The following is a 14230-nucleotide window of genomic DNA, read 5'->3' as shown; positions in this document are numbered from 1 at the left end:
AAGACTTTATCATATAAAATAGCTTTCATTTTTAAATTGATTTCTTAATGGCATCAACCATTTTTTGAGCTCTTTGGTTTACCTCATCTTCTGTCCAAGATAACTTTATTAAAGCCGAAATATTACGTCCTATATAATGATCGGATTGCGTAAAATCTTTAGATGATAGATTCTCTAAACCTTTTTTAAGTTCTGAATTTACTGGGTATAATGATTTTACATTTTTTAAATGCTCCCATCTACGAACATAATGCCAATTATTATCATAATAATGAAAACAGGTATCTACACCATTCTCTTTAAGGTTTTGTGTTGCTCTTCTAGCAGATTCTAAATCTGGTAAGAAAAAATTTAAAAAGGCATAACTCTCTTCTCCGCCTTCTGGAACAGTTCTAAAAGTAACCTCAGGAATTTGAGATAATGCCGTTCTTAAAATGGTATAATGTTTCTTTTGAACTTCTAAAAATTCTGGCAATCGCTTTATTTGTGCTAAACCAACTGCTGCATGTAATTCTGAAATCCTAAAATTATATCCTAAAAAAGGATGTGTTTCTGCACCTCTATCATTTCCTATATGGTCATGTCCATGATCACTATAATGATCTGTATTAATATAATAGTCTTTTTTATTTGTTATTACAGCTCCCCCTTCACCACAGGTAATTGTTTTTACAAAATCGAATGAGAAACAACCCAAATCCCCTATGCTTCCTAAAGGTTTCCCTTTGTATGAACCGCCTATAGCTTGACAAGCATCTTCAATTATTAATAAGTTATGTGTATCGCAAACCGTTTGTAAGGCGTCCATATTTGCCATACTTCCACACATTTGCACCACCATTACCGCTTTTGTTTTGGGTGTTATGGCACTTTCTACAGCTTTAGGGTCTAAAGTCATAGTATCGTCTATATCTACTAATACTGGAATAGCACCTAGCATCATTATCGCTTCAAAACTAGCAACAAAAGTAAAGGTTGGCATAATAACCTCGTCTCCTGCTCCTATGCCTGCTGCAGCTAAGGCTACAGATACAGCTGCTGTTCCGCTAGAGACCAATTGTGCGTGGTTTATTTTAAATACACGTTGTAACTCCTCTTCTAATGATTTAGCTTTCCAATGGCCATTCCGCATACCGTCAAAGCCATACCGCATTAACACTCCGTTATCTAAGACATCTTGTACTTCTTTTCGTTCTTGCGCTCCAAAGCGTTCAAATCCTGGCATTCTTTCTGTTTTATAATGGTTATTAATGTCAAAACTACTAGAATTTAACCAAATAAAAAAGCCTTCAAACTTAAGTTTGAAGGCTTTTTTATTCTTTTTATTTTTTTAACCAAATAATAAAATATCAGGGTTAAAATTAATAAATCATTAGCCTTTTAACCATGCATTACGTAATGCAATTTGCGCTGCTGTAGCCTCAGGATTTCCGGTTAAACTTGTGCCCGTAGTATAAGACTGTGTTAAGGTTGTTTTTACAACAATTTCCTTTCCTTCTCTATCTAATCTAACATCTACTTCTGTTCCTGGTTGCCATAAAAACGCTTTTGATAATACTTGATTAGCATTAGCCATTGTAAGGCTTTCACCATCTATAGTTTTTATAATGTCTCCTGGTAACACGCCATTATCATTCCAAAAACTATTATTTTTTACTGCTTCAGAAAAAGCTATCGTTCCTGTTGTTCTATTGGGTACAAAAATAAATGCACCATCATTTTGAATATAGTTTGTTTTTACTTTTGCTTCTGCTACCGTTAACCCTACTTTTTCAAAGAATGTATTATAATCGATAGGCGTTGTTCCTTCGACATGCGTTTTTATAAACGCACCAACAGATGGATAGGTCATTTCAGTTATTTCTGCAATAATACTATCATCATCAAAAGGCTTATTCTTTCCATATTTAAGCGATAATGCTTTCATTAAAGATAAGATACCTCTAGTTCCCTTACTTTCTTCTCGCATTAATATATCAATACACATCCCTATTAATGCGCCTTTTTGGTATACATTTACGTATTGTGCAGCATAAGGTTCGTCTAAAATGTTTTCACTCATTTTTGTAAAACTCATCGCATCATTCATTCCAGAAGCCGATTTAATTTTCCCCATAATCTTAGCATAAAACTCATCTTCGGAAACTAAACCTTGATCCACTTGAAACAATGTTGCAAAATATTCTGTTACTCCTTCGTACATCCATAAATGCTTAGAAAAGGTAGGTTGGTTATAATCAAAATAATGTACATCTTCAGAGTGCACACTTAAAGGCGTTACAATATGGAAAAATTCATGTGCCACAACATCAATCATACTTTTAGCTAAAGCGTCATCTGGCATAGCTTCTGGTAATACAACCACTGTAGAGGTATGGTGTTCTAATGCGCCAAACCCTTTTGGTGCGCCTTCATTTTGTCCTGCTAGATATAAATAAATATCATAGCGCGCAGTGCTATTAACATCGCCTAAATAGGCTTTTTGAGCTTTCATCATTTTTTCCATTACCGCTTTAATTTTTTCTGCGGAATGTACTTTATTGGGAGAGTAAACACTTAATACTATTTTAATATCTCCAACCTGAAACTCTTGGACATCTAAAGCCCCATAAAACATTGGATTGTCTGTAATATCAAAATAACGTGGTGCAAAATAACTAGCGGTTAATGTTTTACCATCGGCACTAGACTTTACTCCTGTTTCTTGTAAAGCGGATGTTCTTACCATTGTAGACGGTGCACTAACATCTAATTTATACTGGTTATTTTTTAAAGAATCGAAATACCCAATAAATCCATGAAGGTTTAATACGTAATTTGTCTCTTCTATATTTGTTCCTGCTGGAGAAAAAGGCGCATCGCCGCCTATGCCGCCTTTAATTTCTGTATCGAAAGTATCGTTTACAAAATATTCAATTTTATCTAAATTAGCAGCATTACTAATAGCCCATGAGTTGGTGTCTATTTTATTTACAGGTAAAGGGTTTCCTTTGTAATCTAAAGCCTTAAAATCGTCGATATACTTTCCAAAATCACTCACAGAATAAGTCCCTTGTACCACTCTTGGTAGCCTATAGGTTATAGTATCTGTTGTAAATCGCCCAGGATTAATAGTTACAGGAACCTTGTCTTCTACAACTTTGGTTAAATCCAAAGTGGTTACTATAGGATTGCTGGTTGCTAAATCGCTAGCCTTAGAGCTTGTTGTTTTTGTAGAATTACAACCCACTAAAAGAACCCCAGCCAATACCGTGGCAAATGCTTGTTTTTTCATTGTTTTTGTTTTATTTAGATAGTTAAAGTCACATTTATGACGCATAAAAGTACAATGTGTTACAGGTTTATTTATGAATATTTTGTTAATAAATGTTAAGTTAATAAATTAACCTATAACATATATAAAATATATTTTACATATTTATAAAATACATTTAATAACAACAAACTTTTTTATCGAGATAATTATGCTTTTAGAATATATGCACCTTTATTTAAAATGAAGGAAATCTTTATGATCTAGGAAAAACAAACAAATATTATAGACGCTTAAAATGCAACTATGCGGAATTTTACTTCTTATTTAAGCATAATTAAAAAACACACATTAAAAATTTGTTGAAATGTAAGATTGCTTTTTTTTACGATTTAAAAAACCTATTCTTGTGTTATAAAAATTTAATTTAATACAACAATGCAAACCCCATTAATTAGTATTTTAATTCCTTTTAAAAACACCGAGGCTTACTTAGCCGAATGTTTAGATTCAATACTAAACCAATCGTATTCCCGTTGGGAGTTATGCATTATTGACGATCACTCTATAGATTCCAGTTATCATATTGCTGCATCTTATGCAAAGAAAGATAAAAGAATCACGCTTTTAAAAAATAAGGGAAATGGAATTATCGATGCCTTAAAATTAGCGTTTAGCATTTCCAAAGGGAGCTATATTACCAGAATGGATAGCGATGATATTATGCATACGCAAAAACTAGCAACCTTATTACGAAACTTAAAGTCTAACGGAAAACATTGTGTAGCTACAGGCTTAGTCCGTTATTTCTCTAAAGAAGGTATAAGTGAGGGTTATAAAAAATATGAAGATTGGTTAAATCACCTTACCATCACAGGAAGTAATTATACCGATATTTATAAAGAATGCGTTATCCCTTCGCCTTGCTGGATGTTACACCGTGATGACTTAATAGCTATAGAAGCCTTTAATATAAACACCTACCCTGAAGATTATGATTTAACATTTCGTTTTTATGAGCATAAATACAAGGTTATTCCTTGTGACAAAATATTACATTACTGGAGAGATTATGGTACGCGAGCCTCTAGAATAGACTCTAATTATGCCGAAAATAGTTTTTTAGACCTTAAACTTCAGTATTTTTTAAAGTTAGATCATGTTAAATCTAGACCTTTAGTAATTTGGGGCGCTGGAAAAAAAGGCAAAACCTTAGCCAAAAAATTAATCGCTTTAGCCATTCCTTTTGAATGGATTTGTGACAACCCAAAAAAAATAGGAAAACACATCTATGAGCAAGAGTTAAAACCTTTTCAGTATCTAGAACAACTTAAGCACCCGCAAAGTATTATAAGCGTTGCAAACTCACAGCAGCAAATAGAAATAAAAGATTACTTTAAAACACAGAATATGTTAGCAATGTCCGATTATTTTTTCTTCTGTTAATAGGCACTTATTATTTTTTTGTATTATATAACTGACCCTTTTAATAATTAAAGCAACTGCCTTTTCTATTCCCGCTTATAATTTTATTTTTTTAAATTTTACAACAACTCTAAACCTATTAAATATTTAAGATAATAGAATCGTTTGTTTCCTCTATATCTAAGCTATTAAAAAGGCTAGAATAAAATTTATTATTTTGTTAGCCTTTTTCTATTAAAGGATTACTAATTATTCTTTATATTTGAACAATCAAAATCAACAATGCAGTTTAAACATCCAGAACTTCTTTACGCTTTATTTTTTCTGCTAATTCCCATTATTGTTCATTTATTTCAGCTTCGTAAGTTCAAAAAAGAAGCTTTTACTAATGTCGCTTTTTTAAAAGAAGTTGTTTTACAAACACGTAAGAGTTCACAAATAAAAAAATGGTTAACACTATTAACTAGACTAGGTTTAATTGCTGCTATTGTAATCGCTTTTGCGCAACCATTTACGGCAAAAAATAAAACCTTTAATACAAAAACAGAAACCGTTATTTATTTAGATAACTCTTTTAGCATGCAGGCTAAAGGTAGTCAAGGCTCTTTATTAAAGCGCGCGATTCAAGATATAATGAGTAGTGTTCCTGAAAAGGATAACATTACAATAATAACCAATAACGCTCTGTATAGCAATACAACAATTAAAGCTATTAGTAACGATTTATTGCAATTAGATTATGCCTCAAACCAATTAAACTATGAGGCGGTTCTATTAAAAAGTAAGGCATACTTTAGTAAGGATGCAAACGTTATTAAAAACTTGGTCTTAATTAGTGACTTTCAGCGTAAAGATTTTCCTTTAAAAACACAAAACGATACAGATATAACGGTACATTATATTCAATTAAAACCCGTAAATACAAATAATGTTGCGATAGATAGCTTATTTATTTCCAAACAAACGCCCGATAATTTAGAATTAACAGTACACCTAAAAAACAGTGGATCGCCAATAGACAACCTTCCTGTAGCTTTGCATACCAATGATAAATTATTTGCAAAAACATCAATTACTATAACTAAAGCAGCAAAAACAACATTTACCATACCAGCAAACACGATTGTAAATGGCACTTTAAAAATTGAAGATACTCAGCTACAGTTTGATAACAGTTTTTATTTCAATATCAATAAAGCTCCAAAAATAAAAGTTTTAAGTATTAACGAAGCAGATGATACTTTTTTAAAACACATATATAGTGCTTCCGAGTTTGATTATACCGCTTCTAAGTTTAGCACATTAAACTACAACGCTATCACTAATCAAAACCTTATTGTTTTAAATGAATTACAACGAATTCCTAACGCCTTAAAAACAGCATTAAAAGCGTTTACAGATAAAGGAGGAACACTTATTATTATTCCTTCTATAAACATAGACGAACAACTATACAATACCGCCTTATCCACATACGGATTCTCGCCTTTTGGCTCCCTAAATACTTCTGAAAAGCGTTTAACAAATATTAATTACGCACATCCTATTTATACAAGTGTATTCGAAAAACGTGTTCCTAATTTTAATTACCCGAAGGTAAATGCGTTTTACCCCCAAAATATAGGAACGGCTTCTGCTGTACTCCTATTTGAGGATAACAAACCTTTTTTATCTCAAAACAAATCTGTTTTTCTTTTCAGTTCCCCCTTAAATAAGAAACATTCTAATTTTAAAGAGATTAATTTAATAGTCCCTACATTCTATAATATAGGCAAGCGTAGCTTAAAAAATGCACAACTATATTATACTATTGATAATGAGAATACTTACGATGTAGCTACCACTTTAAAGCAAGATGAAATTCTAACCTTAGACAATGGGCATACGCGTATTATTCCACAGCAACAATACTATAATAACAGAGTTAATATTACAACAAATGAAACCCCTGATATAGCTGGCATTTACACCATAAAAAACAAAACGATTGCTATCGAAAACGTAAGTTATAATTACAATAGAGCTGAGAGTCATCTTAACTATCATGATTTTACTAATATTGAAAATGCAAACGTTTCCAACTCTATCCCCGATTTTTTTGACATTATAAAAAGTGATAGTAAAATAAATGCCTTATGGAAATGGTTTGTTATTTTTGCATTACTATTTTTAATTATTGAAATGCTCATCTTAAAATATTTTAAATGAACGTACTCATAAAATCTGCAACAATAATTGATTCCAAGAGTGGATTCCATAATACAACTCAAGATCTTTTAATTGAAAACGGTTGTATTGTAAAAATTGACAAGAACATAAAAAACACAGCTAATTATAAAGAGGTTATTTTAGAGGATCTTCATATTTCTCAAGGATGGTTTGATAGTGGTGTTTGCTTTGGGGAACCTGGTTTTGAAGATAGAGAAACTATTAAGAATGGATTAGATACAGCTGCTGCTTCAGGGTTTACTGCTGTTGCAATGCAAGCAAATACAAACCCTGTAATAGATACCAACTCAAACATTACGTTTATAAAAGCTAAATCACAAGAAAGCCCTGTTACATTATTGCCTATTGGAGCCTTAACAAAAAATAGTGATAGTAAGGATTTAGCAGAGCTTTTTGATATGAAAAACGCTGGCGCTGTAGCCTTTTACGACTATAAAACGCCCATTAGCAATCCCAACTTATTAAAAATAGCTTTACAATACAATAATGGGTTTGATGGCTTGGTTTTTTCTTTTCCTCAAGACAACAAAATCTCTGGACTCGGTGTTATGAATGAGAATATAACCAGTACTTCTTTAGGTTTAAAAGGAACGCCTACTCTTGCAGAATCATTACAAGTTGCGCGCGACTTATACATTCTAGAATATACTGGTGGCAAATTACATATTCCTACCATTTCTACATCTGAGTCTGTAAACTTGATTAGAAAAGCAAAACAAAAGAAATTAGATGTAAGTTGTAGTGTAGCAATACACAACCTATTACTTACAGATGAAGCATTAATCGATTTCGATACGCATTACAAAGTCTCGCCACCATTACGCACACAACAAGATGTTGATGCGTTAATTGAAGGCCTTAAAGACGGTACTATAGATATGGTTACTAGTGATCACAACCCAATAGCTATAGAAGATAAAAAAGTAGAATTCGATTACGCTTTATATGGTACTATTGGTTTAGAAAGTGCCTTTGGTGCTTTAAACAGCATATTTTCAACAAAAAAAACAATAGCACTACTTACCAAAGGTAAAAAACGGTTTGGATTAGAAGACACCCCTATAAAGGAAGGGCAGGTAGCCAACCTAACGCTCTTTAATCCAAACACCAAATACACGTTTACAAAAGCACATATTTTATCGACATCTAAGAACAGTATTTTTTTAGGCAAAGTCTTAAAAGGTAAAACCTATGGCGTGCTAACAAACAATGAAATTGTATTATAAATTATGAATAAAAACACTGTAGAAGCAGGCAAAACAATGGCCGCTGTAGCCTATTTAACTATTATAGGTGCGGTAATAGCCATAATTATAAATAATGATAAGAAAAACCCTTTTACTGCCTTTCACTCTCGCCAAGGTTTAGGTCTATGCTTAACCTATATGATATTGGGTTATTTTGTTGGTGCTTTTGATAGCATAATGATTTCTTCAGCATTTTGGATTGGCTTTAGTATTTTATTCATTTTTGGTTTAATAGGAGCTATTTCTGGTAAAACCCAAGAAGTCCCGCTATTAGGTGCGCTCTATCAAAAAATATTTTCAAACTTAGGCAAATAATTAATGACAAACTCATCCTTATCTTATATCGTGCGTGAATCTTCATTAAAAGAAAATGCACCGTTGCTTATTCTATGTCATGGTTATGGCAGCGACGAAAACGACTTGTTTTCATTTGCAACAGAATTACCAGAAGAACTATGTATTGTTTCTGTAAAAGCACCATACCCAATACAACCTTATGGAAATGCTTGGTATGCGATTAATTTTGATGCAGACCAAGGAAAATGGAGTGATAATGAACAGGCCATACAATCTCGTGACTTAATCGCTAAGTTTATAGATGAAATGATTGTTAAATATCCTGTAGATGCCAATAACGTGTCTATTTTAGGGTTTAGCCAAGGGAGTATTTTAAGTTATGCGGTTGCATTTACCTATCCAGAAAAATTAAAAAATATCATTGCACTAAGCGGTTATATTAATGAGGATTTGTTTGATCTTAAAGCCCCTAAAAATTACGAATCCTTAAATTTTTATTGCTCTCATGGCAGTGTCGACCAAGTTATTCCTGTAGATTGGGCCAGGCAATCACCCACGTTTTTATCGACTCTAAATATAAAACATAAATACAGTGAATTCCCTGTTGGTCATGGTGTTGCACCTCAAAACTTCTATGAATTAAGAGATTGGCTTAAAGTACATCTTTAATTTTTTAAATTCTTTCTTAATCTAAGAAATTTAACCTGTACCTAATCTTATTCTTTTTAATTAGCCGCACCTTTTATCTAGCTCATTTAATTAACACTAAAATTTAATTATCCTAAATAAATTAACCACTTTGCTATTTTATTTTAATTAAATTAGTTTTAACTAAATAATTAGTTATATTTGCTTTAGTGCTATTAAAAAATTTATCGAAACCCCCATTTTATGCTAAAATTATATTAAGAGAACTGTAGTCTTATTCTAATACAGTACTCTTTTTTTTATAAAACAGTTTTTATAAAATTTCCCTCTTTTTAAAAAGGTATACTTCCTTTATTAATGCACTATTAATTTATAGTTAAATTATTTTAATAACTAATCATATATAATTAATAACTCGCATGAATTTAAAAATACCCCTACTTATTCTTTATTCTACACTTATCGTAACCTCATCCTTTGCTCAAAACACTAATTCTAATAGTAAAGATTTAATTGTTTTTGACAAAATAATAGGCCTTGAAAACACAAAACTATATAATGGTAAACGTTATTATGATATTTACAGGTCCTCGTTAGACAACCATCTCTTTTTTAAATCACCCAAATATCAAAAAGGTCATTTAGTTTATGATAATCAAGCCTTCTATGATATAGACTTAAAATATGATATATATAAAGACGCATTAGTAAGTAAACTTTCTGATGAAAAAAGTTTTGTCAACCTAGAACTTATTAAAAGTAAAGTTAATTCTTTTACAATAGATAATCACAAATTTATTAATATCGATAACCTTATAAATACTACGAATAGCACATTTGGTTTTGTGGAACTAATAGTATCTAATAAAGATTACCTGTTTTTTATTAAACGAAAAAAAGAAGTGAAGCATAAAATTAAAGACAATAAAGTGCTTTATATTTTTTCTAAAATGTATGACAACTACTATATATATTATAAAGAAAATATTTATAAAATAAAATCTTATAAGTCTTTAAAAAAATTATTCCCCCATTATAGTGAAACTGTAGTCAAATTTTATAAATCAAATAAACAATTACTTAAAAAAAGTAAATATGAATTTATGGTGTCTTTATTTAAATATATGGATGCTGCTACTTTAACCAATAATACAAATCGAAACTAATTATATGAGAAAAAGAATAACCCTATGTTTACTGTTCTTATTTTATATACAATTTTATTCTGCTCAAAACAATGAGTCTTTAGACATTACATTTGAAAACATCAATTTAAAAGACGCTATTTTAAAATTAGAAAAAAAATCGAACCTATCCTTTTTCTTTTTAGACGAGTGGTTTGAAAAAAAAACATTATCTAAAACATATAATAATAAATCCATAAATTTCATTCTCAATGATCTATTAAAAAACTCTTCTATTAATTTCTATAGATATGACAACAATATTATATTAACCAATAACAATACAATATATAGTAAAATACCTGATGGCTTTTTTAAAGAAGCCCAGAATTCATCAATAACAAATAATGACGCGGTTTTCTACAATCAGTACGGGAATAAAAACTTACAAACTATAGGAAAGCAAGAGCAACTCAAAGCGCAGCAAGAATATACCTTAAAAGGGACTGTTTTAAATGAAAATACAGGGGAGCCCATAGAGGGCTTGATTGTATCTATTCAAAATCTAGATTTAAGGGTTACAACTAATGCTAAAGGGAAGTTTACTTTAAAAGTCCCCTCTGGGCTCATCATTTTAGAAACCAAACTATTAGGCTACGATGACTCTATAAAAGAGCTCTTAATTTATGGAAACGGCACTATAAAACTGGTCATTCCTGAAGCCGCTGAGCAATTAGACGAAATTCTTATCGAATCTGCTACTAATTCAAGTATAAAGGAAGCCATCGTTGGTGTTAGCCGAATTGATATCATTGGATTAAAAAACATACCTATAGTATTAGGAGAAAGAGATGTTTTAAAAGTAGCGACTACACTACCAGGAATTACAACAACTGGTGAAGGCTCTTCTGGTTTTAATGTACGTGGTGGTCGTACAGATCAAAATTTAATCCTTTTGGATGATGCCGTTATTTACAATCCATCTCACTTTTTAGGCTTCTTTTCGGCAATAAACCCTTTTACAACAGGTTCTTTAGACATTTATAAAGCGAGTATTCCAGCTGAGTATGGCGGCAGATTATCCTCTGTTTTCGATATAAAAACGAAAGCTCCAAACTACGAAAAATTCTCAGGAGAAGGAGCTATAGGTCCAGTAACAGGTAGTTTAAACTTACAAACCCCTATTGTAAAAGATAAAGTATCGCTAACAACAGCCGTTAGAGCAACATATTCTGGATGGATATTACGATCTTTAGATGAAGAATCTTTAAAAAATAGCGAAGCGTCCTTTTATGATGGCATTATAAAATACGATCATAAAATAAATGAAAAAAATAAATTCCAAACTACAGCGTATTATAGTAACGATAGGTTTAGTATAACTTCTGATTCGATTTTCAACTATAGTAATGCTTTAATTTCTATGAAATGGGATCATTCTTTTAACGATAAGCATAAAGGAGAGGTAATTGCTGTAAACAGTCAATATAAATATGGTATTGAGTATGATCCGCAAACCGATACTAACTTTGACTTCGATTATAAAATAATTGAAACACAAGTTAAACTAAACATGCAGTACTTACATAGTAAAAAGCATAAATTTGATTATGGTATAAGTTCCAAATTATATCAAATTCAACCCGGAAAAATCTCTCCTCATAGAGAGCAATCCACTATTGCTCCCAAAACATTGGAAGAAGAAAAGGGCTTAGAATCGGCTATATACCTATCTGATTTATTTACAATAAATGATAAACTATTATTGAATTTTGGTTTGAGATACTCGACCTTTTCAGCTCTAGGTCCCAGAAGCCAAAATATATATGATGAAGATAGCCCCAGAGATGAATCCTCTATCACAGAAGTTGCCACTTTTGACAAGAATGAGGTTATAAAAACATATGGAGGGCTCCAATTAAGACTTTCTATGCGTTATTTTCTATTACCAAGCCTATCAGTAAAAGCCAGCTACAATAAAACCATTCAATATTTACATTTATTATCTAGCAATACAACTGCGTCACCTACTGATACTTGGAAGCTTTCAGATATTAATACAACTCCACAAAGGGCTCAACAATTTTCTCTAGGGTTCTACAAAACCATAGATAATAGTGACTTAGAAATAAGTTTGGAAGGGTATTATAAGAAAATGAAGGATATTTTAGATTATAAAGTGGGTGCTGAATTAACTTTAAATGAAGATTTAGAGCAAGAATTATTACAAGGGGAAGGAAAAGCTTATGGTTTCGAATTTTTATTAAAAAAGAAAAAAGGAAAATTGAATGGTTGGTTAGGATACAGTTATTCAAAATCTCAAATAAAACTAGATAGTGAGTTCCCACAAGAACGCATTAATAATGGTAATTTTTTTCCTGCTAATTATGACAAACCTCATGACATTAGTTTAGTTGCTAACTACAAATTAACAAATCGCTTTAGTTTCTCTTCTAATTTTGTGTACCAAACAGGGCGCCCTATTACATATCCTGTAGGTAAATTCAATTTTGCTGGTAGTGAACAGGTCTTATATAGTGATAGGAATAAATTTCGTATCCCAGATTATTATCGTTTAGATCTGGGATTAAATATAGAGGGAAATCATAAAATTAAAAAGTTAGCTCATAGTTTTTGGAATATTTCAGTATATAATGTTTTAGGAAGAAACAATCCTTATTCTGTATTTTTTGTAAATGATGAAGGAGAAATAAAAGCATATAAAACGTCCATATTTTCTATTCCTGTCCCCACAATAACGTATAATTTTAAATTCTAAAAAATGAGAATAACAAGCATTTATAAGAATTGTATAATTTTATTAATTCTATTGTCTTTTAACTGTAAAGAATCTTTTGAAATCGATACTCAAAATTTTGAAAGTGTATTAGTGGTTGAAGCGAACATTACCAATGAATTAAAACATCAAGAAGTAAAATTAACTAAAACTTTCTTATTAGAGGAAACAGAACTCATATTTGAAAATAATGCCAGTGTTAATATTATAGATGACCAAGGAAATAGTTTTGCTTTTTCACAAGATGAAACAAACACATATATCTCTGATATTGAATTTCAAGCAGAACCTAACATAGCCTATACTTTAGAAATTGTAACCGTTGAAGGTAAACAATACAATTCTACCCCTACAATATTATCGCCTGCATCTCAAATAGATAATTTATATGCAGAATATATAAACGACCCTAATAAAGGAGATGGTGTTCAAGTTTTTGTAGATAGCAATAACACAGATCCTGATACTCAGTATTTCAGATATGAATATGAAGAAACCTACAAAGTTGTTGCGCCATACTATTTCCCCTTTGAACCTGTTTTAGTGAATCCAGAGTTACCATACCCAGACGTAAACAATGTTATTTTTGTTAGTAGAACTGAAGAGGCTGAAACATGTTTTAATTCTGCTACAAATACAGATATTATTCAAACAAGTACAACTCAATTAGAAGGAAATAATGTTTCTCGTTTCCCTGTACGGTTTATTAAAAAAGATGATGGTATTATAAGGGATCGTTATTCTATTTTAGTAAAACAGTACACACAAAGTTTAGAATCTTACTATTATTATAAATTAATTAATGATTTAGGAAACAACGCTAGTATTCTATCTGAAAATCAGCCTGGTCACGTACCAGGGAATCTGTTTTCTATCACTAACAGTAATGAAAAAGTTGTAGGGTATTTTGATGTTTCTTTTATGTCTGAAGAACGAATCTATTTTAATTATAATGATTTCGACTTAACACAACCCGAATATTTGAATGCCTGTGAAATATTAGAACTAGATTATTCAAATCCCGCGAACGAATTTGAAGAACGTGAATTAATCTTTCGCTATTTATTTGAAGAACAAGTTGGTGGTAACTCTACTATACTTAGAATTCCATTAGGACCTATATGGGAGATTGTAAATCGTCCCTGTGGAGATTGTACTGCTGTTTCATCAAACATCCAACCTGATTTTTGGGAGGATTAATATTCTAATT

The 14230-nt window shown here is 31.2% G+C and carries 10 protein-coding genes; 8 read left to right on the top strand and 2 right to left on the bottom strand.

The window, feature by feature from the left end; all coding sequences use genetic code 11:
* Positions 1–31: 31 nt before the first annotated feature.
* Positions 32–1225: a DegT/DnrJ/EryC1/StrS family aminotransferase gene (locus AC2D8I_RS00185; protein ID WP_484703898.1), complete on the bottom strand. Its 1194-nt coding sequence runs from the start codon at positions 1223–1225 to the stop codon at positions 32–34.
* Positions 1226–1372: 147 nt separating this feature from the next.
* Positions 1373–3274: a M61 family metallopeptidase gene (locus AC2D8I_RS00180; protein ID WP_484703896.1), complete on the bottom strand. Its 1902-nt coding sequence runs from the start codon at positions 3272–3274 to the stop codon at positions 1373–1375.
* Between the two features lie 417 nt (positions 3275–3691).
* On the opposite strand from AC2D8I_RS00180, the gene AC2D8I_RS00175 reads away from it, so the two are divergent.
* From AC2D8I_RS00175 to AC2D8I_RS00140, 8 genes are all read left to right on the top strand, one after another.
* On the top strand, positions 3692–4699 hold the full coding sequence (locus tag AC2D8I_RS00175) for a glycosyltransferase family 2 protein (protein ID WP_484703894.1): 1008 nt from the start codon (positions 3692–3694) through the stop codon (positions 4697–4699).
* Between the two features lie 261 nt (positions 4700–4960).
* Complete coding sequence (locus AC2D8I_RS00170; protein ID WP_484703893.1) at positions 4961–6886, top strand: BatA domain-containing protein; 1926 nt, start codon at positions 4961–4963, stop codon at positions 6884–6886.
* Complete coding sequence (locus AC2D8I_RS00165; protein ID WP_484703891.1) at positions 6883–8133, top strand: dihydroorotase; 1251 nt, start codon at positions 6883–6885, stop codon at positions 8131–8133. Before AC2D8I_RS00170 ends, AC2D8I_RS00165 begins: the two co-directional genes overlap by 4 nt.
* Positions 8134–8136: 3 nt before the next feature.
* A complete protein-coding gene (locus tag AC2D8I_RS00160; protein WP_484703889.1) occupies positions 8137–8469 on the top strand; it encodes a magnetosome magnetite crystal formation protein family in 333 nt (110 codons plus the stop codon).
* A 3-nt stretch (positions 8470–8472) separates the two neighbouring features.
* Entirely contained in the window at positions 8473–9120 is a 648-nt protein-coding gene (locus tag AC2D8I_RS00155; RefSeq protein WP_484703887.1) for an alpha/beta hydrolase, read from the top strand.
* A gap of 398 nt (positions 9121–9518) precedes the next feature.
* Positions 9519–10265, top strand: coding sequence for a hypothetical protein (locus tag AC2D8I_RS00150; RefSeq protein WP_484703885.1), 747 nt, complete (start codon positions 9519–9521; stop codon positions 10263–10265).
* A gap of 4 nt (positions 10266–10269) precedes the next feature.
* The gene (locus tag AC2D8I_RS00145) at positions 10270–13002 is read left to right on the top strand and encodes a TonB-dependent receptor (protein WP_484703883.1); all 2733 of its coding nucleotides are present in this window, start codon (positions 10270–10272) and stop codon (positions 13000–13002) included.
* A gap of 3 nt (positions 13003–13005) precedes the next feature.
* Complete coding sequence (locus tag AC2D8I_RS00140; RefSeq protein WP_484703881.1) at positions 13006–14220, top strand: DUF4249 domain-containing protein; 1215 nt, start codon at positions 13006–13008, stop codon at positions 14218–14220.
* Positions 14221–14230 lie beyond the last annotated feature (10 nt).

It is taken from the genome of Lacinutrix sp. YIN62, assembly GCF_057219185.1.
This window is presented reverse-complemented; position numbering and strand designations above follow the sequence as displayed.